The organism is Aquamicrobium terrae, assembly GCF_040545735.1.
Classification (GTDB): Bacteria; Pseudomonadota; Alphaproteobacteria; order Rhizobiales; family Rhizobiaceae; genus Mesorhizobium; species Mesorhizobium terrae_A.
The window spans coordinates 1-23,009 of sequence record NZ_JBEPML010000035.1; the positions used below are offsets into that span (position 1 = coordinate 1).

Annotated in this window: 22 protein-coding genes; 13 read left to right on the forward strand and 9 right to left on the reverse strand. The window is 61.4% G+C overall.

Annotated elements, in window-relative coordinates; all coding sequences use genetic code 11:
• The first annotated feature begins 257 nt into the window (after window positions 1–257).
• From ABID37_RS25830 to ABID37_RS25845, 4 genes are all read left to right on the forward strand, one after another.
• Window positions 258–881 (forward strand): nucleotide-binding protein, encoded by a 624-nt coding sequence (locus tag ABID37_RS25830; protein WP_030092365.1) that lies wholly within the window; start codon window positions 258–260, stop codon window positions 879–881.
• Window positions 882–953: 72 nt separating this feature from the next.
• The gene (locus ABID37_RS25835; RefSeq protein ID WP_037506114.1) at window positions 954–1,235 is read left to right on the forward strand and encodes a ribbon-helix-helix domain-containing protein; all 282 of its coding nucleotides are present in this window, start codon (window positions 954–956) and stop codon (window positions 1,233–1,235) included.
• Between the two features lie 78 nt (window positions 1,236–1,313).
• Window positions 1,314–1,703 (forward strand): type II toxin-antitoxin system RelE/ParE family toxin, encoded by a 390-nt coding sequence (locus ABID37_RS25840; RefSeq protein ID WP_019200205.1) that lies wholly within the window; start codon window positions 1,314–1,316, stop codon window positions 1,701–1,703.
• Window positions 1,681–1,998: a helix-turn-helix domain-containing protein gene (locus ABID37_RS25845; protein WP_024899700.1), complete on the forward strand. Its 318-nt coding sequence runs from the start codon at window positions 1,681–1,683 to the stop codon at window positions 1,996–1,998. Before ABID37_RS25840 ends, ABID37_RS25845 begins: the two co-directional genes overlap by 23 nt.
• A gap of 226 nt (window positions 1,999–2,224) precedes the next feature.
• Here ABID37_RS25845 and ABID37_RS25850 read toward each other — a convergent pair whose 3' ends face one another.
• The 4 genes from ABID37_RS25850 to ABID37_RS25865 are packed head-to-tail and all read right to left on the reverse strand — an operon-like array spanning window position 2,225 to window position 5,382.
• Entirely contained in the window at window positions 2,225–2,614 is a 390-nt protein-coding gene (locus tag ABID37_RS25850; protein ID WP_030092366.1) for a hypothetical protein, read from the reverse strand.
• An 11-nt stretch (window positions 2,615–2,625) separates the two neighbouring features.
• Entirely contained in the window at window positions 2,626–4,290 is a 1,665-nt protein-coding gene (locus tag ABID37_RS25855) for a type IV secretory system conjugative DNA transfer family protein (RefSeq protein ID WP_030092367.1), read from the reverse strand.
• Window positions 4,287–4,592: a hypothetical protein gene (locus tag ABID37_RS25860; RefSeq protein WP_030092368.1), complete on the reverse strand. Its 306-nt coding sequence runs from the start codon at window positions 4,590–4,592 to the stop codon at window positions 4,287–4,289. Before ABID37_RS25860 ends, ABID37_RS25855 begins: the two co-directional genes overlap by 4 nt.
• Before the next feature lie 13 nt (window positions 4,593–4,605).
• Window positions 4,606–5,382 (reverse strand): NYN domain-containing protein, encoded by a 777-nt coding sequence (locus tag ABID37_RS25865; RefSeq protein WP_030092369.1) that lies wholly within the window; start codon window positions 5,380–5,382, stop codon window positions 4,606–4,608.
• A gap of 267 nt (window positions 5,383–5,649) precedes the next feature.
• Here ABID37_RS25865 and traA point away from each other — a divergent pair, with 267 nt between their 5' ends.
• Both traA and ABID37_RS25875 read left to right on the forward strand, forming a co-directional pair.
• Complete coding sequence (gene traA / locus ABID37_RS25870) at window positions 5,650–9,279, forward strand: Ti-type conjugative transfer relaxase TraA (protein ID WP_354199851.1); 3,630 nt, start codon at window positions 5,650–5,652, stop codon at window positions 9,277–9,279.
• Window positions 9,280–9,290: 11 nt separating this feature from the next.
• Complete coding sequence (locus ABID37_RS25875) at window positions 9,291–10,040, forward strand: DUF6118 family protein (protein WP_240579521.1); 750 nt, start codon at window positions 9,291–9,293, stop codon at window positions 10,038–10,040.
• A gap of 21 nt (window positions 10,041–10,061) precedes the next feature.
• Here the strand turns inward: ABID37_RS25875 and ABID37_RS25880 are convergent, their stop codons facing one another.
• The 4 genes from ABID37_RS25880 to ABID37_RS25895 are packed head-to-tail and all read right to left on the reverse strand — an operon-like array spanning window position 10,062 to window position 15,582.
• On the reverse strand, window positions 10,062–13,001 hold the full coding sequence (locus ABID37_RS25880) for a DEAD/DEAH box helicase (RefSeq protein WP_271369845.1): 2,940 nt from the start codon (window positions 12,999–13,001) through the stop codon (window positions 10,062–10,064).
• Window positions 12,998–14,899 (reverse strand): DNA methyltransferase, encoded by a 1,902-nt coding sequence (locus ABID37_RS25885; protein WP_240579519.1) that lies wholly within the window; start codon window positions 14,897–14,899, stop codon window positions 12,998–13,000. Before ABID37_RS25885 ends, ABID37_RS25880 begins: the two co-directional genes overlap by 4 nt.
• Window positions 14,900–14,949: 50 nt before the next feature.
• The gene (locus tag ABID37_RS25890) at window positions 14,950–15,282 is read right to left on the reverse strand and encodes a HigA family addiction module antitoxin (RefSeq protein ID WP_240579518.1); all 333 of its coding nucleotides are present in this window, start codon (window positions 15,280–15,282) and stop codon (window positions 14,950–14,952) included.
• 9 nt (window positions 15,283–15,291) lie between these two features.
• The gene (locus ABID37_RS25895) at window positions 15,292–15,582 is read right to left on the reverse strand and encodes a type II toxin-antitoxin system RelE/ParE family toxin (RefSeq protein WP_025091540.1); all 291 of its coding nucleotides are present in this window, start codon (window positions 15,580–15,582) and stop codon (window positions 15,292–15,294) included.
• A 345-nt stretch (window positions 15,583–15,927) separates the two neighbouring features.
• On the opposite strand from ABID37_RS25895, the gene ABID37_RS25900 reads away from it, so the two are divergent.
• Window positions 15,928–16,161 carry a DUF6429 family protein gene (locus tag ABID37_RS25900; protein WP_203197002.1) on the forward strand — a complete coding sequence of 78 codons (234 nt, stop codon included), beginning with the start codon at window positions 15,928–15,930 and terminating at the stop codon, window positions 16,159–16,161.
• On the opposite strand, the gene ABID37_RS25905 is transcribed toward ABID37_RS25900, so the two are convergent.
• On the reverse strand, window positions 16,145–19,060 hold the full coding sequence (locus tag ABID37_RS25905) for a Tn3 family transposase (RefSeq protein ID WP_203197003.1): 2,916 nt from the start codon (window positions 19,058–19,060) through the stop codon (window positions 16,145–16,147). The genes ABID37_RS25900 and ABID37_RS25905 overlap by 17 nt on opposite strands.
• 94 nt (window positions 19,061–19,154) lie before the next feature.
• Between ABID37_RS25905 and ABID37_RS25910 the strand changes: the two genes are divergently transcribed.
• From ABID37_RS25910 to ABID37_RS25935, 6 genes are all read left to right on the forward strand, one after another.
• The gene (locus tag ABID37_RS25910) at window positions 19,155–19,784 is read left to right on the forward strand and encodes a recombinase family protein (protein ID WP_203197004.1); all 630 of its coding nucleotides are present in this window, start codon (window positions 19,155–19,157) and stop codon (window positions 19,782–19,784) included.
• Entirely contained in the window at window positions 19,781–20,338 is a 558-nt protein-coding gene (locus ABID37_RS25915) for a hypothetical protein (protein ID WP_203197005.1), read from the forward strand. Before ABID37_RS25910 ends, ABID37_RS25915 begins: the two co-directional genes overlap by 4 nt.
• Window positions 20,339–20,359: 21 nt before the next feature.
• Window positions 20,360–20,893 (forward strand): hypothetical protein, encoded by a 534-nt coding sequence (locus ABID37_RS25920; RefSeq protein ID WP_203195501.1) that lies wholly within the window; start codon window positions 20,360–20,362, stop codon window positions 20,891–20,893.
• A 151-nt stretch (window positions 20,894–21,044) separates the two neighbouring features.
• The gene (locus ABID37_RS25925; protein ID WP_435521641.1) at window positions 21,045–21,542 is read left to right on the forward strand and encodes a recombinase family protein; all 498 of its coding nucleotides are present in this window, start codon (window positions 21,045–21,047) and stop codon (window positions 21,540–21,542) included.
• A gap of 109 nt (window positions 21,543–21,651) precedes the next feature.
• Window positions 21,652–21,861 (forward strand): ribbon-helix-helix protein, CopG family, encoded by a 210-nt coding sequence (locus ABID37_RS25930; RefSeq protein WP_024899703.1) that lies wholly within the window; start codon window positions 21,652–21,654, stop codon window positions 21,859–21,861.
• Between the two features lie 191 nt (window positions 21,862–22,052).
• Window positions 22,053–22,928: a helix-turn-helix domain-containing protein gene (locus ABID37_RS25935; protein ID WP_030092364.1), complete on the forward strand. Its 876-nt coding sequence runs from the start codon at window positions 22,053–22,055 to the stop codon at window positions 22,926–22,928.
• Window positions 22,929–23,009 lie beyond the last annotated feature (81 nt).

The following is a 23,009-nucleotide window of genomic DNA, read 5'->3' on the forward strand; positions in this document are numbered from 1 at the left end:
GAGGGCAAACATAAGCGGTCGCCGCTGTTCGGGCTGCTTGCGCAGCCCTGCGGCGGTTCCGATCCGCGTATAAGGCGGATCGGGAGGCGGCACCCTCACAGCAAAACCGCCACGTTCGCGCCGGCGGCAACCGTCCTACGGGCTTTCGAGAGGGAGCGAGGGGCAAGGGCGGGGCTTAATATTTGCTGTATTGCCAGCAATAAGGCATTTAAGCAAAAATTCTTGCCGTCAATGCGGTTTGCTGCTATGCCAGCAATATGAAAACAATCGCCATAGTCAGCCAAAAAGGCGGGGCTGGAAAAACCACCCTCGCCTTGCACCTTGCTACGGCCGCCGAGGCGGCCGGGCTTCCCGCCGCTATCATCGACCTTGACCCCCAGGCAAGCGCCGCCGGATGGGGCGATAGCCGACAAGGTGAGGCCCCGGTTGTCGTCGCGCTTCCTCACACTCGTTTGCCGCAAGGCTTGCAGGCCGCGACCGATGGCGGGGCCGAGCTGGTCGTGATCGACACCGCGCCGCACTCGGAAGCGGCCGCAATGGCGGCAACGCGATCGTCCGACATGGTGTTGATCCCGTGCCGAGCCGGAATCCTCGATCTTCGCGCGATCGGAAGCACGGCCGAGCTGGTGAAACTCGCCCAAAAGCCGGCCTTTGTCGTTTTGAACGCCGTGCCGCCGCGTGCCACGCAGCTTCTGGCCGATGCGCGGGAAGCCGTTCAGGTTCACGGCTTGGAGGTTGCCCCCGTCGCCTTCCAGCAGCGGGCGGCTTTCGGACATGCGCTCACGGCCGGCAAAACCGCTCCGGAGTATGAGCCGGCCGGCAAAGCCAGCGAGGAAGTGTCCGAATTGCTGACCTGGCTTAGAGGCCAATTGCTGATTTGACGGCAAGCTGTATTGCCAGCAATAAGGCATAATGGTATTGCTGGCAAACTGGCAGTTTGATGGGATAAAACCATGTCGAAAAGACCGAGTTTAGCCGCGAGCATGAAGGCCGTGGGCGCGCAGACCACGCCGCCTGTTGCGCCTATCGCGGAATCCGCCCCCGCGCCGACCCCGGATCGTGCCGAGGGTAAGCGTTACCATGCCGCCACGCGGGCCGGAATGAAGCGGGTGACAGTCGTGGTCGAGCCGGAGGAACATCGCCGGGTTAAGCGGCTGTCAGCCGACACCGACCGCTCCATTGAAGACCTCATGCGCGAGGCGCTTGCTGACTTGCTGGCAAAACATAGTGCTTGATTGCCAGCAAAGCGGCGATGCGGTAAGGGCCTTGAAGTGTAACGCTATGTGTCATACATTCAGGGGCGAGGAAGTCGCGTGAGGGTTTTCAAAAACAGCCGGTTTCACAAGTTTGCCCGAAAGGAGAAAATCTCTGACGCGATGCTTTGTGAGGCTGTAGAGCGGGCTGAGCGCGGCCAGATCGACGCCGATCTAGGGGCCGGCCTTATCAAGCAACGAGTAGCGCGGCCCGGCGCTGGAAAGTCTGGCGGCTTCCGAACGCTGGTTTTCTTCCGCGCGGAGACGAGGGCGGTTTTCGCGTTCGGGTTTGCCAAGAGCGATATGGCGAACCTTGATGATGCGGAAGAAGCCTACTTGAAGAAGGCCGCAAAGCTGGTCTTGGGGTTTGCAGATGCGCAGATGGACGCGGAAGTTGCTGCGGGTCGAATGTTCGAGGTGAATTGCGATGAGCAAGACTTACAAGAGTGAAGCTCTGGCGGCCGTCCATGAGATGATGGAAGGCTTCTATGAGTCCGGCGCGATCGACAAGCAGACGATGCGCGAATTTGACGAGGGGTGTCTGACAACCGTTGAGCCGCTGACCCCCGAGGAAATCCGTTCTATTCGTGAGCGTGAGCGTATCTCGCAGCCTGTCTTTGCCCGCTATCTCAACGTGAGTAAGGGGCTGGTGTCAGATTGGGAACGTGGGGTGAAGAAGCCCGGCGGCCCGGCGCTGCGGCTGCTGACCGTTATTCAGAAAAGGGGCCTTGAGGCGATTGCCTGATTGCTGGCAAGTTGGCAAACAAGCAATTTGGCAAGTTGTCTGCCTGCATCCCGCCCCCGGCCGTCCCTACGGCCCTAGATGATGAGAGCGGGACGGCCGGGGGCTAGCGTCGCGGGTGTGGCCTGGTTGAGCGATGCCGGCGAGCAGCCGGCCCCGGCCCGGAGGGAACGCGCTCCCACATAGCGCCGAAGTGACCGGAGGGCCGCAAGAGAGAAGCCCCGGTGCGTCAGCGCCGGGACCGCTTTTCCCATCTGGCCGGCTCGGGCAGGGGGGCTTCGCGCTTTTCGCGCAGTAGGGCTTTCATTTCTTCCATCGAAATACCCGGTCGGGAATCATCGGCCGCCACCTGTATGCGGCGCTTGAGTAGTTCCCGGCGCAGATCGGCATGGGGTGCCAGCTCCTTATGCTCGCCCAGGATCACGAACACGGCTTCGGACGGATCAAGGAACGTGTCCTGTTCGATCAGATCGAGCAGCCACAGGGCCAGCGACGGCGGCAGATAGGCTTCAAACCGCAAGCCGCCCTTGGCGGCCTGGTCACGGAGCTGCTTGGCCTGTTCAACGGCATGGGCCTTGTCGGCGGGATCGGGCCATTCGGGCGCATCGGTGTCGGTCATGGTTTCATCCTTTATGCTTGGTCGAACAGCCCCCGGAATTCTGCATCGGCGTAATAGGCGAGCTTGCCGGCGACGATCGGCCGTTGCCCGGCGAGGAACAGCAATTCGACATGCTGCGGCAGGTTGCGGACCTCATCGGGGGTCAGCAGCGGCCGGGCCGTGTGTTGCTCGCCATAGGAGAGGCCGGATTTTTCGGAATCGAGCGCCCGGCTCATGGTCTGGAACACCACGGTTTCCTGCCCGAGCAGATCGGAGACGAGGCGGGCGCTGTCGTGATCGTTGACACCGAACACCTGTAGGACGCCGGCGTTTGACAGGAAGGTTCCGGCGCGTTGCCCGTAGGTGGCGCGGAGCTGGTGAACGTCTTGCAGGATCGGCCAGAGCTGGACGCCATAGCCGGCCATGAGGCCCATTGCGCGCTCGACGGGGGCGAGGTGGCCGAGGGCGGCGAACTCATCCAGCAGGTAGAGGACCGGCACGGCCGGCTTGGCGGGGTCGCGCGCCATGTCGGTCAGGCTTTGCGCGACGAGCAGACGCAGCCAGCGGGAATAGGTGGCGAGGCGATCGGGCGGCAGGACGAGGAACACCGAGGCGTTGCGGCGCTTGAGATTGGCAAAGCGGAAATCGGATCGGCCGAGGACCGCGACCATGCGGGGGCTGTCGAGGAAATGGGTATGGCGCTGCGCGGCCGAGAGGACGCCGGCCGCTTCCCGGTCGGATTTGCCGAGGTGGCGGTTTGCGGCGCGGGCGATCAGGCCGCCGGCGGCCGTTGACGCCTGCATGTCCTTCAGGAGCGCCGCGAAGGCTTCAGGGGCGAGGGTGAGAGCTTCGCGCAGGGTAGCGAGGTTTCGCCTGTCGCGCGGCTCGCTGGCGGCAATATGGAGGATCAGGCCGGCAATGAGCGCCTTGGCTTCCTCGTTCCAATGCGCCTCGCCGGCCATGCCCGGTTCATCGAACACGAGGGCGTCGGCCAAGGTGCTTGCATCTTCCGCGACATCGAGGCCGGCCGGGTCGAGCTGGTCGAGAGGATTGAAGGCGGCCGAGGGCTGGCCGGTGACGCCGAAGGGGTCGAGGACGTGGACCGGGCCGAAGGTCTGGCGGGCGTGGCCGGCGATCTTGGCATTTTCGCCCTTGGGGTCGATGCAGATCACGGAGCGGTCGGCCGTGAGCAGGTTAGGGATGATGGTTCCCACCCCTTTGCCGGTGCGCGTCGGGGCCATCGTCAGCAGGTGGGCCGGGCCGTCATAGCGCAGGAGCTTTCCCGTTTTGCCGTCGCGGCCGATCAGCAGGCCGGAATCGGCGCGGGCAAGGGCGGCGGTTTCCTTGTCGGTGGCGAAGCGGGCCGAGCCGTGGGTTTCGCCGTCCATATCCCCGAAATGGATAATCAGCGGATTGGTGACGAGCCGGAAGGTGATCGCGGCCAGCACCAGCAGCGTGACGAGATCGAGCGCGATGAAGGGAACCGAGCCGGGGCCGAAGCCCATTTGTTCGAGGAAGAACCGGCCGCCGAAGCCGACCACGAACAGGGTTATGATGAGGATGAACAGAAGCCCGAGAAGCGGTTTCCAGATGCGGAAGGGCAGGGCGAGCAGGGATAGGAACGCCCATAGCGGATCACGCGCAGCCTGCCGCATCATGTTCTTGAACGCGGCCCAGGCTAACGTCGCCTGATTCATGAGGCGGCCCCCCCGGCGCTGTCTGTTGTCTCCCTGGCCGGCGCGTTGGCGATCAGATCGGCAAAGAGTTCCTTATCGCCAGGGCGCGTCAGGAAGTCGGGCAGCTCGCGCTTGAGCCATTCGCGGAGGCGTCGGGAAAATTCCTCATCCTTGCCGCTTTCGAGGCGATGCAGAACGAGCGCGCCGAGCAGCACCTTGCGGCGGGTATCGTTGGCGCGCTCCTGTTTGCCGAGCCGGGCCTTGAGCGTGGCGCGCTGCGCATCCAGCTCGGCCAACCGCTGTTCGATCGTCTTGCGCGCCATGTGTCGTTTCCTTCTATCTAGCGGGGCGAGGGGTTGGCCCGCCCTTGAGGCGAACCATGATAATTTTCGGATTTTCGCCAATGCGCTCGACCTCGACAATGCCCGACGCCTCGACCAGATCGGAGAGGCGGGGAAAGCCATAGTTACGGGCGTCGAAATCCGGCGATTGTTTCGCCAGGTGCGCGCCGACGCGGGCCAGATTAGCGCGGCCGTCTTCGTCGGCCGAGGCGGTGACAGCTTTCGCCAGCATGTCGAGGGCAGCGCGATCGAGTGCCGCTTTCGCCGGTGCAGGCTTGGCGGCGGCCGCTTTAGGCGCGGTGACGGCTTCCGCTTCCTTCTGTTCCCCGGCCGTGTTGAGCACGTCGAAATAGACGAACTTGTCGCAAGCGGTGATGAAGGGGCGGGGCGTCTTGCGCTCCCCGAACCCATAGACGATGACGCCTTGCTCACGGATGCGCGCGGCCAGGCGGGCAAAGTCGCTATCACTTGAGACGATGCAGAAACCGGAGAAGCGGCCGGTATAGAGCAAGTCCATCGCGTCGATAATCATCGCGCCGTCCGTTGCGTTCTTCCCGGTCGTATAGGCGAATTGCTGGACCGGCTGAATCGAGTGTTCCAGCAGGCACTCTTTCCAGCCGTTGAGGTTCGGCTTGGTCCAATCGCCATAGATGCGCTTGACGCTGGCGGTGCCATAGTTGGCGATCTCAGCCAGCAGCCCGGTTATGATTTTCGGGGTGGCATTATCGCCGTCGATCAGCAACGCAAGTGTTCCGGCGCTGTCTATTGCCATCGGTCTGCACTCCCATTTGAGCCGAAGTCTATCCGATGCAAGCAGCGTCACCAAACACGATTATGCGCTACCTTGAATTTTTGGCAGCTTTGCAGCACAATCAGGGCCTCAGTTCATCGCATCGACCTTGCCGCAAGCGCCACACCGAGCGACGAAAGAGCGTAGCGATTGAGTTGAGAAGGGCGCACTTACGAGTTGCTATGCAACTCAGCGCGCCGCCAGCTTGGAGGCTGGCGGGAAAGGCGGAAACTAGATCGAGGCAACGGGTTGGCGATCTACCATTTGAGCATGAAGCCAGTTTCGCGGGCGGGCGGCCGTAGCGCCGTCGCCTCAATGGCTTATCGTGCCGGGGAGAAGCTGACCAACGAACGCGACGGGATCACGCATGATTTCAGCCGCAAGCAGGGCGTTGAACATGCCGAGATCGTCTTGCCCGAAGGCGTTTCAGCCGATTGGGCGCGGGATCGGTCGGACTTGTGGAACGCCGCCGAGTTTGCCGAGAAGCGCAAGGATGCCCGCGTTGCGCGGGAGTTCGAGATTGCCTTGCCGCATGAGCTATCGGCCGAGCAGCGGCTAGAGGCGGCGCGGGAGATGGCGCAGGAGCTGGCCGACCGCTACGGCGCGGCCGTGGACTTCGCCATTCATGCGCCGCACGAGGCGAGCGACGTTCGCAATCACCATGCCCACATTCTTATGACCACGCGGCAGGTGACGGAGGACGGGCTAGGCGACAAGACCTATCTTGAGCGCGAAAACAAATGGCTGTTGGCGCACGACCTGCCGACGACAGATATGCAGCTCCGCGACCTTCGCCAGCGATGGGAGGGGATCGCCAACGAGCGGCTTGCGATGGCCGGTCATGATATTCGGATCGACCATCGTTCGCACATGGAGCGCGGGCTAGAGATTTCGCCAACCGAGCATATGGGCGTCCATGCCACGCAGATGGAGCGGCGCGGCCTCGACGTGGGGCGCACGCGGCTGGACGAGGAAGCGGCGCAGCGGAACGCCGATCTTATCCGCGAGAAGCCGGAGCAGGTTCTAACCCTCATCACCGGCGAAAAGAGCGTGTTCGACCGGCGCGACATTGCCCGGACCCTGCATCGCTACATCAACGATGATGTGCAGGAGTTCCAGAGCGCCTTTGCAAAGGTGATGGCCTCGCCGGCACTTGTGGAGTTGCAGGCCGAGCGGGTGGACACGGCAACCGGGGAAATCGAGCTTGCGCGGTTCTCGACCCGCGAAATGGTCGAGATCGAATCCGGCATGATCGAGAGCGCGCAGCGGATGCACCAGGCGCAATCTCATGGCGTCGATCGCCGGCATGTCGAGCGCGCTATAGATCGGCAGGACGCCGCCATTCAGCGTAGCGCCGGCGATGCTTCCGCCCGGCTGTCGGACGAGCAGCGCCGGGCGATCGAGCATATCACCGGGCCGGAGCGGATTTCCGCCGTGGTCGGTTTCGCCGGCGCTGGCAAGTCCACCATGCTCGCGGCCGCCCGCGAGGCATGGGAGGCCGAGGGCTATCAAGTCCACGGCGCGGCCCTGTCGGGGAAGGCGGCCGAGGGCCTGGAAGAAAGTTCCGGCATCCAGAGCCGCACGCTGGCGTCATGGTCCCGCGGTTGGGAGAACGACCGCGGCATGATCGGCCGCGGCGACGTCTTCGTGATCGACGAGGCGGGCATGGTCGGGAGCCGGCAGCTCGCCCGCTTCGTTGGCGAGGCCGAGGCGCGCGGGGCGAAGATCGTCCTAGTCGGCGACCATGAGCAGCTACAGGCGATCGGGGCCGGCGCACCGTTCCGGGCGATCACGGAGGAAATCGGCCATGCCGAGCTGTCCGAGATACGCCGGCAGCGCGTGGACTGGCAGCGGGAGGCGTCGGTTGACTTCGCCACGCACCGGACGGCCGAGGGGCTGGCAGCCTATCGGGATCATGGCAATATCAGCTTTGCCGAGACGGGCGAGGACGCGCGCGGCCAGATCGTGCGGGATTATCTTGCCGACCGCGACGAGCGCCCGGACGGCACCCGCGTAGCGATGGCGCATCGCCGGGCCGATGTTCGGGCGATCAATGACGCGATCAGGACCGAGCTACAGGACCGGGGCGAGCTGGCGCAGGGCGAGGACGCCGGCGCGCTGACCTTCCAGACCAATGACGGAAAGCGGGAGTTCGCGCCCGGCGACCGCATCGTGTTCTTGGAGAACAACCGCGACCTTGGCGTGAAAAACGGGATGCTTGGCACGGTCGAGCATGTCGAGGAAGGCCGGATCATCGCCACGCTGGACGGCGGCCGGGAGCGTAGCGTTTCCGTGCCGATGGGCGACTATCAGGCGATCGACCACGGCTATGCGACGACGATTCACAAAAATCAGGGTGCGACGGTCGATCGGTCCTATGTGATGGCGTCGGGGACGATGGACCGGCACCTAACCTATGTCGCCATGACCCGGCATCGTGATGGTATGCAGCTCTACGCCGCACAGGACGAGTTCACCAATGCCGGCCGGCTGGTCGAGCATGGGGCCGCCCCGTTCGAGCATGACCCGCAGAAATCCGGCAGCTATTTCGTGACGCTGGAAAACGACAAGGGCGAGCAGCGCACCCTATGGGGCGTTGATCTTGAGCGGGCCATGAAGGAGGCCGCGCCGGAGATCGGGGAGAAGATCGGCCTTCAACATCTAGGCTCTACCCCCGTCACCTTGCCCGATGGCACCGAGACGCACCGGAACGCATGGAAGGTTCAGGACGCCGGCGAGCTGGCCTATGACCAGCTAGAACGCCGCCTGTCCCGGTCGGGCGTGAAGGAAACGACGCTCGACTATACCCGCGACTTTGCCGAGCGGCGCGGGATCGCGGAGCAAATGGGCGTCCGCAGCGAGATCGAGATTCCGGCCGAGCGCGCGGCCGGGCTACGTGCGGAGCGGGAACCGACGGCCGAGCGGGAGCGCATCGAGGACCGCGCGCCGAGATCCTCGCAAAAAGTCGGCGCGGATCTCGCGCAGGATCTTCGTGCAGATCCGCGCGAGGATCTCGCCGGCGATCGACAGCAGCGCCGCAATCCGTTCGAGGGCCTGAAACTCGGGCGCGGCGCGGCGGCCGAGGGGCCGCAGCAGGATCGCGTCGGCGAGGACGGCCCGCAGATCGACCAGAAACGGCCGCAGCAGGCCGAGAAGCAGCGGCGCGGTATGTTCGCCGGCCTCAAGCTCAATGCGCGCCCTGCGCCCTCACAGGAGCGCACAGAGCGGCCGGAAAGGGAAGGGAGCTTGCGGCAGGCGCCGACGCCCGACCGCCCCCATACCGATAAATTGGCCGAGCGGGCGCGGGGGCAGTCGCCGCTTGAGCAGGCCGTTGACCGCTATTCGCGGGCCTATCAGTCGATCGACCAGCACCGGCGCGACGGCCTGCCCGTTCTCGACATGCAACGGCAGGAAATGCAGCAGGCCGGCCAGCAGCTCGACCAGGTGCGCGACGGTCTGAAAGATTTGATGCGCTCGACGTTGGAAAACGACCCGGCGACCGCGCGCGCCATGACCGAGCTTTCCGGCCGGGAGCGTGTCGCGCATGTTATCGACGGGATGAAGCGCGAAAACGCCGCGCTGCAAGACCCGAATATCCGGGCCGAGCGGTTCGTTGAACGCTGGCAGGAGCTACAGGGGCAGCGCCGGGAGCTTCGCGGCTGGCAACATGACGATGCCCGCGCCAAGGTTGAAAGCCAGATGAACGGCATGACCAAGAGCCTTGAGCGTGACCCGCAGGTAGATTCCATCCTGCGCAATCGCCGGCAGGAGCTTGGAATCGGGCAGGAGCTTCGCCGCGAGCAGACCATTGCCCGCGCGCTGCAAGATGAAATGACACGCGGCCACCGGCTTAGCCGGGGCATCGGCATGGAAAGGTAGGCACGGAGAACATGGCGGAGCTGGACGACGACAGGGAAGGAATCGAGCCGGAAGCACTGGACGAGGACGCCGGCGATCCGGCCGCCGCGTTCGACGCGCTACGGCGCACGATCGAGACGCAGGGCGCGCAGATCGGCGCGGAAATGACCGTGATGCGGCGCGGGCTGGAAGCGGCCTTTGACCAGCTCGAAAAGATCGAGCCGGCGCAGGACTATAAGCCCCAGCTCGCCCAGCTCGTGCAGGCGCTCGACAATGTTGCGGAGCGGATGCACGGCGTAGAGCAATCGCCCATTCTCAAGCAGGGCGCGCAGCACTATGCGGCGCTCCTCGAGCGCAGCGGCGAGGCCCTGATACGCACCGCCGCGCAGCAGCTCGAGCGGCAGGCGGCCGACCTCGAGCGCGCCGGCCGCAATCTTTCGGCGCACGTCGCCAGCGCGCGGGAGCGCGATCGTCAAAATTGGTGGCTTGTCGTCGCCTTCGCTATCGGCCTGCTCGCCGGCGCGCTGGTGATGCTGTTCCTTCCGCGCCTGTTGCCGTTCTCGGCCGCGCCGCGTGTCGCCAGCGTCGTCATGGGCGAAAGGCCGTGGCAGGCCGGCATGAGCCTCATGGCGTTCGGCAGCCCGGAAGCATGGCAGCGCGTGGCGTCGGCCGATCAGCTCCTTGAAGTGAACAGGGAGGCGGTAGCGGCTTGTTGGGAGGCCGCGCGCACGGCCGGCGAGGATCAGCGTTGCACCATCACCGTGAAAGCGCCGGGGCAATAGATTGCTGCCCCGGCGTGAAGTTCAGAAGGCGAACTTAGCCTGGCCTTTGTCTTCGACAGGGCGCAGCCGGGCATAGGCAAGAAGATCAGCGATCGAGCCGCCCTTGTCTCGCCAGCCATAGAAGGTGTCTTCCCCGAGAAGGACATAGTGCCATTCGGAATCGCTACGCTGTTCCGGAGGAAGGGCGTTGATCCGGTCGCACCATGAAACGGCGGCCTTGCGCTTGCGCAGCACGTTCGGGCTGGTGAGCTGGCCTTGTGCCTTTGTTTCCACCAGATAAATCGCGCCGCTTGCTCTCACGAAGAAATCCGGCGAATAGAACGCCGGAAGCCCATCTTCCTTGATGTATCGCAGGCGCGCGAAGGTGTGTTTCTGCTCGTTGATCTTGCAGAAGGCTTCAACGCTGGCGTCACGCTCGCAGGTTTCCATAAATGCCAGTTCAAGGCCGCCGTTCCGCGAGGGGTAGGGAAGGCGCAGATAGATAGCTTTCTCGACGGCCAGCGATGACCCCTCCCGCATGGCGAGCTTGGGCACTTCCGAAAGACGCCGATGCGCGACCTCGGCATTGGCGACAATCACGCTGTCTTCCGCTTCGAGAATGGCGCGCGCCCACACCTTGATAATGTGCTCTGTCACCGGGTCGATCAGCAGGACGCGCCAGTTCTCATCCGTGAGAGGGTCTAGCTCCTGGCCGAACAGGTGCCGACGAATGAAGGTGTCGATGCCCTCGGCCATCTCGGCCCGGTTTATCTGGATATAGGGGAACTTGCTGGCGTTGGCGAAAGCCTTCGAGCTGTTTGTGGTATCCGTCAGGGTGACGGCTTCCGTGATCCGGCGCGTGATCCGGGCCAGGTAGTCATTATATCCCGTCGCGGTCATCACGCCGCCATGCACGCGATAGTCGCCAAAGCGCGTTTTCGCCTGCACGTCTTCGGAATGGAACTTCTCGCCCTGGCCGATCTGCCCCTTGAGTTGTTGGAGCGAAAACGATCCGAACGGCGCGAGGCTCGAGGGGTCGATATGGGTATCTTCCAGCGCCTCGACCTGTTCCCGCAGGATGAAGGGTATGGCGAAATCGTATTCCTCGAAGCCCGGCCGGAGGCCAACCGAGATCAGGTCGCCGGTCGAGCTGCCATTCGCCTCGTCGTCGTCATCATCTGCTTCAGCCGCCAAGCCTTCCTGAATCAGCTCGTCATAGAAGCCCTGGAACGCCGGATGCTCCACGATCGAAAGAATGTCGATCATGTTGGAGGGTGTCTTTCCGCCGCGAATGAGCTGGCGGTTCTCCCGCTTTATGTCGTCGTATTCATTGCCGCGCCACATCAGACGCAGGCCGCGCCCGATCGTCTGTTCAAGCAGGATGCCGGCGCTCGATGCGCGCAGCGGGACAATGACGCAGATGTTGTTCACGTCGAAGCCTTCGCGCAGCATGAGCACGCTCACGATGACGCGCGGGGATTTGTGACGGTCCACGTCGAACAGGCGTTCGCGCAGCACCTTCCATTCGTCGGGCTTCAGCTCGCCCTTGCGGTTGGAATCGACGCGCAACACTTCGTCGTCGGCCAGCCCTTCGAGCTGCATGAAATCGGCAACAAGGGGCGTCACCGTGGTATCCTCGCAGACCACCAGCATTTTTGGATGCTTGTCCGGGTCGAGGGCGGCGAAATCGGTTTCCAGCTTCCGGAGCTTGGTCAGGCCGGCGCGCAACATGATACGCTGCCCTTCGGACAGCATGGGGTTGCCGTTCTCATCCCGATCGGCCTTGAAATCCAGTTCCTCATGGCTCAGCGCGCCGATTTCGGAGCGTTTGTCGAGGACAAGGGATTTGACCAGGCCGGTGCGCATGGCCGTCTTCAGGTCGAAATCAACGGCGATGTGCGGGAAATAGGATTTCCGGCTGTTCCGGCCAGTCCCGACCTCGTTATAAGGCGTGGCCGAAAAGTCCACCTGGACGAAGCGGCGGCCCTTGGGTTCCGCGATCAGGTTGAGGCTCTTTTGCCATTCAACCTCCGTCACCTCGCCTTCCCGCTTGAACTCGTGGATATGGTGCGCCTCGTCGTTGAAGACCATGAGCGCGGGCAGGTCTTTCAGGTAGGAGAGGATGCCGCCGCGCTCATAGCGACGGTTCAGCACGTTCAAATCATTGCCTTGGTTGGTGCCGGGCGTCAGGGGAAGGATGCTTTGCACAACGGCTTTCGGATCGGCGGATTCACCCGGCGCGGTGATTTCCTCATCTTCAAGCGGTTCGCCTTCTTCCGACAGCACATGCCAATTGGAAATGGCGATGATGCCGCCGGCCGTGACCTTGCGGCCAATGTCCTCTTTCGGGCAGACTGCCCCTTGAACGAAGCGGAAAACTTCATCCCGGTAGGAATCGGGAATGAACAATTCTTGGAAGACCGACAGGTCGGAAATCGAGAAATCGCGCTTGCCGTCACGTTCCTTCCCCATGAAGGCGTCAAGCAGCCGATCGTAAACGATCAGGCCGGGGGCTACGACGAGGAAGTTTTTGGTGTAGCGGTCGCTATCCGGCGCGCGGTTCGCATTGAGAATCTGCCAGACCATAAGGGCTTGCAGCACCCAGGTCTTTCCCGTTCCGGTCGCCATTTTCAGGCAATATTTCGGATAGGCGTTTTTCGGCGCGCGGATGATTTCGGAATCTCGCGTGCTGGTCAGCATCACGTCAGGGGCGGCGATCTGGTAGAGGTCTTTCAGGGACGCAATGCCCAAAACCTCATGGGCATAGATCACGTTCAGCAGGGCTTGCCGCTGACCAGGATGGAAGTTGAAGGTGCGGGCGTCCTGAAATTCAGTCTGGAACCACCATTTCAACAGCTCGGCCGTGATCTCCGAGACATGATCTAGGATAGGTGCTTCGCCGCTTTCCAGGCCGGCGCAGGCGTCTTCGACCTTGGCGGTCAATCCCTTGGCAAGCGAAAGATCGTTGATGCTCGCCATCATGCCACCTCGATTGTCGCTTCGGCCTCGAAGCCGAACACATCGACCACGCGCACGCAGACGCGGCGCGGGCCGGCCTTTTTGGGAAGGCCGGTAAGCCGGGCCGTGGTGACGACGCGATAGGCATCGGCATCGTTCTCGGTGTTTCCGCGATAGTCCTGCCACACAGAGCGGAACACCTCGCCGTCATAGTCAGGATCGACGCTCCAATATTCTATCAATGCCAGCGGATCGGCGTTGATGACATTTTGCAGTTTTTCCCGGTTGGCCTCGTCAAGGTTCAAAGCATCGGGTGATAGCAGCACATAGTTGGCGATCGAAACAGAAAGGGCTTCATTGTCGCCCTGACGGTCGCGCGCGATTGAGCCGAGCTTGAGATATTGTAGCGACGAGAAACGCACTTCGTCGGCTTTGAGCTTGTGCCCCTTCTTCTTCAGCCGGTCGAGCAGATCGGGCGGGATCACAAGCACTTCCAGTCGGTCCCCCTGCCCCAGTGCCTCAATGTCATGGCCGATCGTGGGGGAGAAATTCCATCCTAGGATAACGACCTTATCCCACCCGCCCATGAGGTTGTCGCGGATTTCGATTGCACGGCGCAGCGTGGCGAGGCCGGTCATCTTGTTGGGGCTGTCCGCGAGGACGAGCGTTTTGCTTCCTTGAATCCGACCCATGTTCTTGTTCGGGTTTTCCTCGACGGGCAACGGAAGCGCGCCATAGAGGCCGAGCACGATTTCAGCCAGATCACCGATGCGGAAGCGGCTCCCCATCGTGGAGCGCATCTGTTCAACCTGATAGTCGCCAATGTGCTGATAAAGAAACGGCTTAGCATCGAGGTCGATGAGCCGCTTTCTCATAATCATACAGGCTGGTTTGCCTATATCTGATACGACCCATTTGCGGTTATTTGCTTCCGCTACGGCCGCGACCACCCCAGAGCCTCCAAAGAAGTCGGCAACTATGGAGCCGGGCTTTGAAGCTGTTTTCACGATACGCTCAATGAGTGGCCACGGTTTTTCGGTGTCATACCCTACCCTTTTGCGCCCATCGACAGGATAACGGCCAGCAATAGCCATCACCCACCAATCTTCAGGAATTTTCCCCTTTTCTTCCAAGCTGTAGTCGTCAGCTATAAATCCAGAGCCTTCTAATCCGGACTTGAAATTCCCAAGTGTCTTCTCACTATGCTTCTCACGAATATCTTGGTCCTGAAAAATCCATTCATCGGATTTTGAGTACCAAAATATCGTGTCGTGTTTCCTATTGTATTGGCGCATTCCGGGCGATCCGGGGCCGTGATAGCACCAGACAATTTCATTCCGGAGGTTTTGTTTTCCGAAAATTTCGTCCATTAGTATTTTAACGTAATGACCAACATGCCAGTCAATATGTGTGAATATTGACCCTGTTGGGCTAAGTAATTCGCGCATTAACGATAGCCGTGGAACCATAGAGCGCAGATATGAAAATGCACCGTCGCGCCAAGTGTCTGTATATGCAAACTGCTCAATAATAGTTGGCTTTTGACTTATAAGGATATTTCCAGTTTCACTATCAAATGACGGTAATTTAACAGATGTTCTATAGTCAGCCTTACTATCAAATGGAGGATCAATATAAATTAAGTCGATTTTACCTCTAAGCGATTCATTGTCTTCGCTTCCGGCAAGCAGCGCAGCGATTGCAAGAAGATTGTCGCCGTAAATTAACCTGCTGGCATGATCGCTTGGGGTGTCTTTAATTCCGGAAAACAGATTTTTCCAATCTGTATCTTTCGATGGAATAACAAGCTCGCGTGTTTGGAGTCCGAGGCGATAGTTGCTCTCGGCACGCTCTATAACGCGCTCCGCTTCCTTCTTGCCTTCCGCGACGATTGACGGAAGTTGTTCTAGCAAACTTTTCATACAAAGCCCCTACCCGCGCTTTGCGCGGCTGTATTCCTATTGTCGCCGGTTCAGATCAGTGCCGCTTGCGGATCGAGCGGCTTACCCTTGAAGGGCGCGACGTTGATTTCCCCTTCCCGCTTGCGGGCCTGGGCAATGTCATAGCTGTTCTGCATCCGCATGAGCGTATCCATCGACACGCCGAAAGCCTTCTCGACCCGGAGCGCCATTTCCGGGGAAAGATGCGCGCGCTCGTTCAGCATGGCCGACAACGCCGCCCTCGTAACACCTAGAACTTGCGCCGCGCTCGTGACCGAAAGGCCAAGAGGCTCTATGATCTCACTTTTGACGAAGCCGCCGGGGTGGGCGGGGTTTTTCATACGGATGCCCTGCATCGCACTCATAGCCACCTCCTAGTGGTAATCTTCATAGTCGAGGTCGATGATCTCGATTTCAGTTTGGTCGATCCGGAACGTGATCCGCCAGTTCTTGGTAACGAACAGGCTCCAGGTGCCTTTTCGATCGCCGGTGAGCTGATGGGCCTTCCAGCTCGGGACCGTGCGCAGCTCGTCTTCCCGCTCCATATCTTGCAGGAAGGTGACGATGCGACGGACTTTCGGCACTACGGCCGCCTGCAAGCCGGTGGCGTCATCATCTTCGATGAATCGGCGCAACCCCTTATGGACCACGTTTCGGATTCTCATGTGCCGTCACTATCAGGCTGAAACGTATAGTGTCAAGCGACGCTATACGTTTGCGTCATTTCATGGCCTTGTCGCGTAAGTCGTAAAACCTGCAACAGATCGGCCGCCCCCGGAAAATCAGGGCTTTTCGTGTCGCATGTCTTTGTCGCAAGTGGTAGAAAACTTGCGACATGATTTGCGACAGGGGGAAGCCGTGAGCAGCCGACCAGATTCCGACGCCGGCCGCGTGTTCATCGGCTATGCGGGTCGGCTCCGGCTGAGGGCGGAATCCTACGTTAAGGGATTTCTGGTCTGAATTGGATAGCAAGCGAGTGATTTTGAGCGCTTTGTGGTAGTTTTGGCGGCATGGATGACGTTGATATCGATAGAATTGATGATGCGGTTTTGGGGCTGCTGTGGCTGACGGTGCATGACGAGCGGCGAGCCTGGAGGGGGCATGACTGGGATGCGTTGGATCGGTTGCACCGCAAGGGGCTGATTGCCGATCCGGTCAATAAGGCGAAATCTGTCGTTCTGACGGATGAAGGGTTGAAGCGAGCGGAGGAGCTTTTCCAGATCTTGTTCACCTCCCCAAAATAGATTGCCTGCTGCCATTTTTTGGCCATCTGTATTCGCCGGTCAGCAGGATGTGCGCCCATCCAAGCGGCGAGATATGGGAGAGCAATTCTAGCGGTACGGGGAGGCCGGCATTGCTACGTTGCGCGACGGCCTGACCAAGATGCACCGTGTTCCAGTAGATGATGATGGCGGCAAGCAGGTTGAGGGCGGCGAGGCGATAGTGCTGGCCCTCAGTCGTTCGGTCGCGGATTTCGCCTTGCCGGCCGATGCGCAAGGCATTCTTGAGCGCGTGATGCGCCTCGCCCTTGTTGAGGCCGATACGAGCCCGCCGCTGCATGTCGGCATCGAGGATCCATTCTATGATGAAGAGCGTACGCTCAATGCGGCCAACCTCACGAAGGGCGAGCGCGAGATCGTGCTGGCGCGGATAGGATGCGAATTTTCGCAGCAACTGACTCGGCGGCATGATGCCGGCGACCATGGTCGCGGCGCTGCGCAGGATGTCGGGCCAGTTCGAGACGATCAAGTCTTCCCTGACCCTGCCGCCGACCAGGCCGCGCAACTCGCTCGGTGTCCCGGCGGGGTTGAACACATAAAGGCGCTTCGATGGCAAATCCCGGATATGGGGGATGAAGCGGTAGCCGAGGATCGAGGCGGTGGCGAAGACATGATCGGTGAAGCCGCCGGTATCGGCATATTGCTCCCGTACGCGTTGGCCGGCCTCGTTCATGAGCAGTCCGTCGAGAATGTAAGGTGCCTCGCTGACGGTTGCCGGAATGAGCTGGGTTGCGAAAGGGGCAAACTGATCTGACAGGTGCGTATAGGCTTTCAGGCCGGGATCGTTGCCGTATTTGGCGTTGACGAGATTCATCGCCTCGCCCTGTCGGGCGGTCGGGAAGAACTGACCGTCGCTGGAAGCCGAAGTGCCCATTCCCCAGAATTGGGCCATGGGCAAACGCCCCTGGGCCGCGACGACCATGGCGAGAGCCTGGTCGATGGCGTCGCTGTCGACATGCCAGCGCGACAGGCGCGACAATTGCCAGTAGTCATGGGTATTTGAAGCCTCGGCCATCTTTCTCAGTCCGAAGTTGAGGCCTTCGGCAAGCATCACATTCAGCAAACCGATTTTGTCCTGACAGGGTGCGCCGGTGCGAAGATGGGTGAAGGCATCGGCAAACCCCGTCGCCGCTTCAACATCCAGTAGAATGTCGGTTATGCGCACCTCCGGCATACGCCGGTAAAGATCGAGGATCAGCTCGTCGGCATCCTTGGGCGCCACTGCTGTCAGGCGTTCCATGTGCAGGACACCGTCCTCGATGCTGCCGAGCGGAAGGGTCCCGGTTCGGGCAGCTTTCGCCAGGCGTTTCAGCCCGTCCGACATTCTGGCCTTGCGATCGGCAAGCCACGCCTCGGCTTCGAATGGAACCGCCAATCTTGCCGTGGCCTGGGCGGCCGCCATCGGCACCAGTGCCTGTTTGAGATCGGCATAGCGGCGTGAGTGCGCAAGCCAGACATCGCCGGAGCGGAATGCGTCGCGCAAGTGAAACAGGACCGCCACCTCCCACAAACGATTGTCGCCTTCGTCTTGCGTTTTGAGATGCCGGTTCCATTTGGAGGTCGATCGCAAAAAAGCTGTAGGCAGTGACGGTGGATCGCATTTTCCCCTGACCAGGGCAATCGCCTCCATGAGCGGCGTGGCCACGGCGGCCGCCTTGATATCCAGCCTGCGCAGCATACGCGGCGCATAACGCCGGAAGCGATGAAAACCTTGCGTGACATGGGCCAGCGGATCGGCGGCAAGTGTATCGGTGAGTTGCGAGGCAGTGGCGACCAGTTTCTCCAGTTCCGTCCAGCCTGGTGATGTGGCGATCGCCGCTTCCAGGGAGGTGCCGTCGTCTCGCGCTTCGAGCATCACCATGCCGAGACCGGAAAAGGCCCGCAAGGTATCGGTTACGGCGGTCCTGGCATCTGCGGCTCGTCCGTCGCAGAGCCGTTTGGCTTCCTGCCAGGTTTTGCCGACGATTCGATCATGGGTTTCGACAATGGCATCGGCGGTCGCGGCGGCCCATTCCACCGCGCAGACAGCGAGTGTAGCCAGACGCCTGTCTGTGCCAATATCGCGCAAACCATCGGTGAAATACCGCTCACCCTGTCGGCGGAGCCGAGCAACCCGGTGTGGCGGAACACCGGCCAGCACCTGTGGGTCGAGAGCGAGGTTTTGCAGGAATTCGAGCCTGTCGAGCAAACGATTGGCCATGGCCGAATTGTCGCCGGTCTCGATTTTGCGCAACCAGATGAAGCGGCTGATGTTGCCCTCGACCATTTCCGTCAGCAGCGCGTTGAGCTGGTCACGCATGGGTTGATCAAGACGCTCGGCAATCCTCATCTCGATCCGGCGCTCGGCTTCCACCAGAGCATCGGCGCACAACCGCTCGATCGTCGTGATTGCCGGAAGAATGATCTGGGTTTGGCGGCATCGTTCGACAAACCGGCGCACGAGGTCCTCGTTTGAACGCGCGTCTTCGGCTTGAGTGGCAAGCCAGTCCCGCAGTTCCTGGGCGCCACGACCGGCAAAGCTCCTGTAGCTGTAGATCGTACGCAACGCGGCCAGATGCTCATGGCGTGTTTCCTCCCGCGCCGCGTATTCGGCCAGGTCCCCGACGCTCAGCCCAAGCTGCGCTGCCAGAAACCGGGACAGCTCTTGCGGGATAAGCTCTCCAGGGGACAGCAGCCGACCGGGATAGCGCAGGGCACACAGTTGCAGGGCAAAGCCGAAACGATTGCGCGCTCGGCGTCGCTCCCGAATATGGGTGAGATCGTCATCGGACAAAATGTAGTGCCGCAACAGTGACGCTTCGTCCGTCGGCAGATCAAAGAGTGCGGAGCGCTGTCGCTCGGTCAGAATTTGGCGTCGAGGCATAAACAATCGTCCCTCTTGAACATTAGTCTGTTTTGGACAAAAATCGGACCAGCAAAATCAACGGCTTGCAAGGGCAAAATCCAAAGGGGTTCTATTGGGACAGCGCGCCGCCATCTACTGCCGCGTTTCGACCGCCGACCAGTCCTGTGAGCGGCAGGTCGATGAACTGACCGCGTTCGCGGAGCGCGGCGACTATGAAGTCCTCGGCGTCTTCAAGGAAACCGCCTCCGGAGCATCGGCAAACCGGACTGCCCGCAACCGGATCATCGATCTGGCCCAGGCCAGGCAAATCGATGCCGTCCTCGTGACGGAACTGTCGCGTTGGGGCCGTTCCACACAAGACCTGCTGAACACACTCGACAAACTGGCCGGCTGGAAGGTCTCGGTTGTCGCCATGAGCGGCATGACCTTCGAACTCGACACACCGCACGGCCGCATGATGGCGACCCTGCTCGCCGGCATCGCTCAGTTCGAGCGCGATCTTCTGAGCGAGCGCGTGAAATCAGGCCTGGCCGCAGCAAAGGCACGCGGTAAGAAACTCGGCCGACAATCTGGACAACGTCCTAAATCCGATCGGCTCGCACCGAAGGTCATTGCGTTGAGCGCCGAAGGTCGCAGCTACCGATGGATCGCTCGCGATCTCGGCATCAGCAAGAATACCGTCGCGGAGATCGTCAAGCGCCGCAAGTCTTCTGAGGCTCCACAGGTGGAGACCGCATTATGACCAAGCCAGTAAGACTGCCTCGGCCCGATCCGTATCGCAAGGCGCGCTTCAGGGAAATTGCCCGGGAAATCGTTGCGAAAGACCGCTACAATCGAAAATACGGTCTGTCCGTCGATACGGCGGGCGCAATCGCCAATGCGCTTGAGAGGGCCTACCGGGAAGGCATCAACGGCGGCGAAAACAGGCCCGCTCCCATAATCGAATATCCAGACAACGGGCCAATGGATTGGGCGTTGATACCGCCACGTCCAAGAAACGCGTTCTGGAGCATCTGCCTGTTCACGCTTTCGCGCGGCGACAGGCCCGCCCGAGGCGGACGCCTTGTCCCTGCCATCACCGAACGCGGAACATCGGGATGGATGCTTGTCGTGCCCGGGCACACCTATGAAAAGCAATTCGGTGACAAGACGGTCGCACCGCTCGTACGTCTTGGCCTGCTTGAGGCTGATGACGATGATCCTGCACACCGGGTCGTCTCGAAACGTGGCGAGGAAACCTGGAGCCAATTCGTCCAGAGAGGCGGTCAGTTCCCGGAAGACCTGACCAATCTCTAGCCCTATTCAGAAAGCTATTCCATGTCACAAGAAAACCATCGGATCGCCGCCGCCATCGATCTGCGAATGCGACAACTGGAAAAGCAGGGCATTCAAGGAGCGGCGGTCGTCCATCATATGCTTGGCTATATGCAGGGTCTTCAGCAGATTTACGACACGGCTTCGGACAAGGTGCTGTCGAACCTGTGTCAGCGCTATCCGGGCTTCTATCGCTATGCGGATATGATGGAGTCCATGTCCGAGAGAAATCAGCAAATGATCGAGGCGGGAACGCACCCCTACCGCGATCTGCCTGAACTTCCCGAGAAGCTGAAGCGGAGCTTGGCTGCATTGATGGCCAGTGCGGCCGATCTCGAACGTGCCTTCCAGTCTGCCGTGGATTGCGGTGACTTCGCCCGTCACGTCGACCAACTCGACAGCCTGAAACGGCAATGGGGCGCGGATTTGCAGCGCCTGGTCGAGTTGTTTCGCTCTTCAGACGTTGCTCCCCAAAGCCAACTCATCGTGCAAAGCGCCCTCAAAGCCATGGCTGAGCGAATTAATCGGCTCGGGTGAGCAATTGGTGAGCAATCTGGTCCCTGAAGCCGCCGCTAAACGTAGGACATTGATAAAACCCTTAACGTAGGATTCCGCCCTCAGCCGGAGCCGACCCCGCTATGCCCGCGTTTCGACTCGCGGCCAGGACCTCGATGCGCAGCGGGCCGCCCTGGGTGCGGCCGGCTGCGTCCGCATCTTCGAGGAAAAGGCTTCCGGGGCGAAGCGGGATCGGCCCGAGCTGGCGCGGATGCTCGACCATCTGCGTGCCGGCGACGTGGTGACGATCACCAGGCTAGACCGCCTCGCCCGATCGACCGGCGACCTTCTGGCGATCGCGGAGCGGATCAAGGAGGCCGGCGCTGGCCTGCGTTCGCTGGCCGAGCCGTGGGCCGATACCACGACGCCGGCGGGGCGCATGGTGTTGACCGTGTTCGCCGGCATCGCGGATTTCGAGCGCAGCTTGATCGTGGAGCGCACGAGCGCCGGCCGGATCGCGGCGAAAGCCCGAGGCGTGAAGTTCGGCCCCTCCCCTGCCCTGTCGGCCGAGCAGATCGCCCATGCCCGCCAGCTTATCCATGACGACAAGAAGCCGGTGGCGGAAGTCGCCCGGCTCTTGGGCGTGCATCGTGCCACGCTCTACCGGGCGCTTGAGAACGCATTGACGTGAATACGCATTGACGTAACCACGTTTAGTTGCCGGCCCTAGAAGTAGTGCCTTTCGCGGTTCCTTCCGCAAGGGATTGCAGAATCGGGCGAGTTCGTCCTTACTGCTAAGAATGAAGCGCGACTCGGAAAGGATTCGGAAGGACGTTGCCGCCCATCGGGCGCGGCAGCTTGCGGCCGGCCGTATCGCGCTGACCACGTATGTTCCGACTGATCTTCTCGCCCAAATCGACAAGATCAAGGAGCAGCGGGGCGTGCTTGGCCGCGCGCCGATCATCGAGGAAGCATTGAGGCTCTATATCGAAGCGAAGCAAGGGACATAACGGCAAAACGCCCGACCGCGCCAACGGTCGAGCGTTTTTGTAGGCCGTCAGACACACCGTAGAGACGGGGCCAAAGCTCTCCCCTTATCTACGCTACAGCACTCCAATCCGCAAGATTGATTCTTGCGGAAACAGGAAAGCCGTGCCTGCCGTCCGCGCCGTCATGTCCTTCAAATGGAAGGACGACAGGCATGTTGAGGACGCAGATCGCGGCCGCGATCGGCTGCGCGCGCGCAAGCGCGCTTGATGAGATCATGCGGGAGGTATGGACGCGCTACAGCGCCGGCCAGCTCACCGAGGAAGACGCCGGGCAGCTCTCCACGCTCGCCCATGAGCGCCGCGAGGCGTGGCGGGGATCGGGACAGGCCGGGCTTGGCCTGGTCATGCCCCCGGCCGAGCGATGCCCGACGCCAGTTCGCCGGCATAGTCATATCCGGGGCCGATCGGAGGGCCGGATATGGCGGCCGACGACGCGCAAGGACGTTCAGGCAATCTTGAAGGCGGCCGAAATCTACAATGAGGCCGGCTTGCACGAGAAGGGCGAGCGAAGCGGCCCGCTAGGATCGGTGGCGCTCGACGTGCTGCGGCTGTTCGTCAATCTCATAGACTTCCGCACCGGCCGGTTAGAGCCGTCAATCACCACGATCATGGATCGGCTAGGCCGGTCGCGCGATACGATCGTGCGGGCGCTGAAGAACCTGCGGGCGCATGGTTTCATCGACTGGCTGCGGCGCTACGAGCCGACCGGCAACGAGGGGCGCGGCCCACAGGTCCAGCAGACGAGCAACGCCTATCGCCTGTCCTTGCCGGAAAAGGCCCGTCAGTTTCTCGGCAGGTTCGGCAAGGCCCCGCCCCCGCCTGCTGATCATGGACAGGATCAGCAGGCATGGAGCGAGGCAATCGACGCCTACAAGACCACCCTGCCCCTCGATGAGCGGACGCAGCTCGACACCGGCGATAGCCCGCTCGGTAAGGCCCTCGTGATGCTGGCAAAGAGTGTGATGAAACGTGAGTCCGATAACCAGACTGAATCCCCATCTGATCTTTATCTAAGAGGGCAAACATAAGCGGTCGCCGCTGTTCGGGCTGCTTGCGCAGCCCTGCGGCGGTTCCGATCCGCGTATAAGGCGGATCGGGAGGCGGCACCC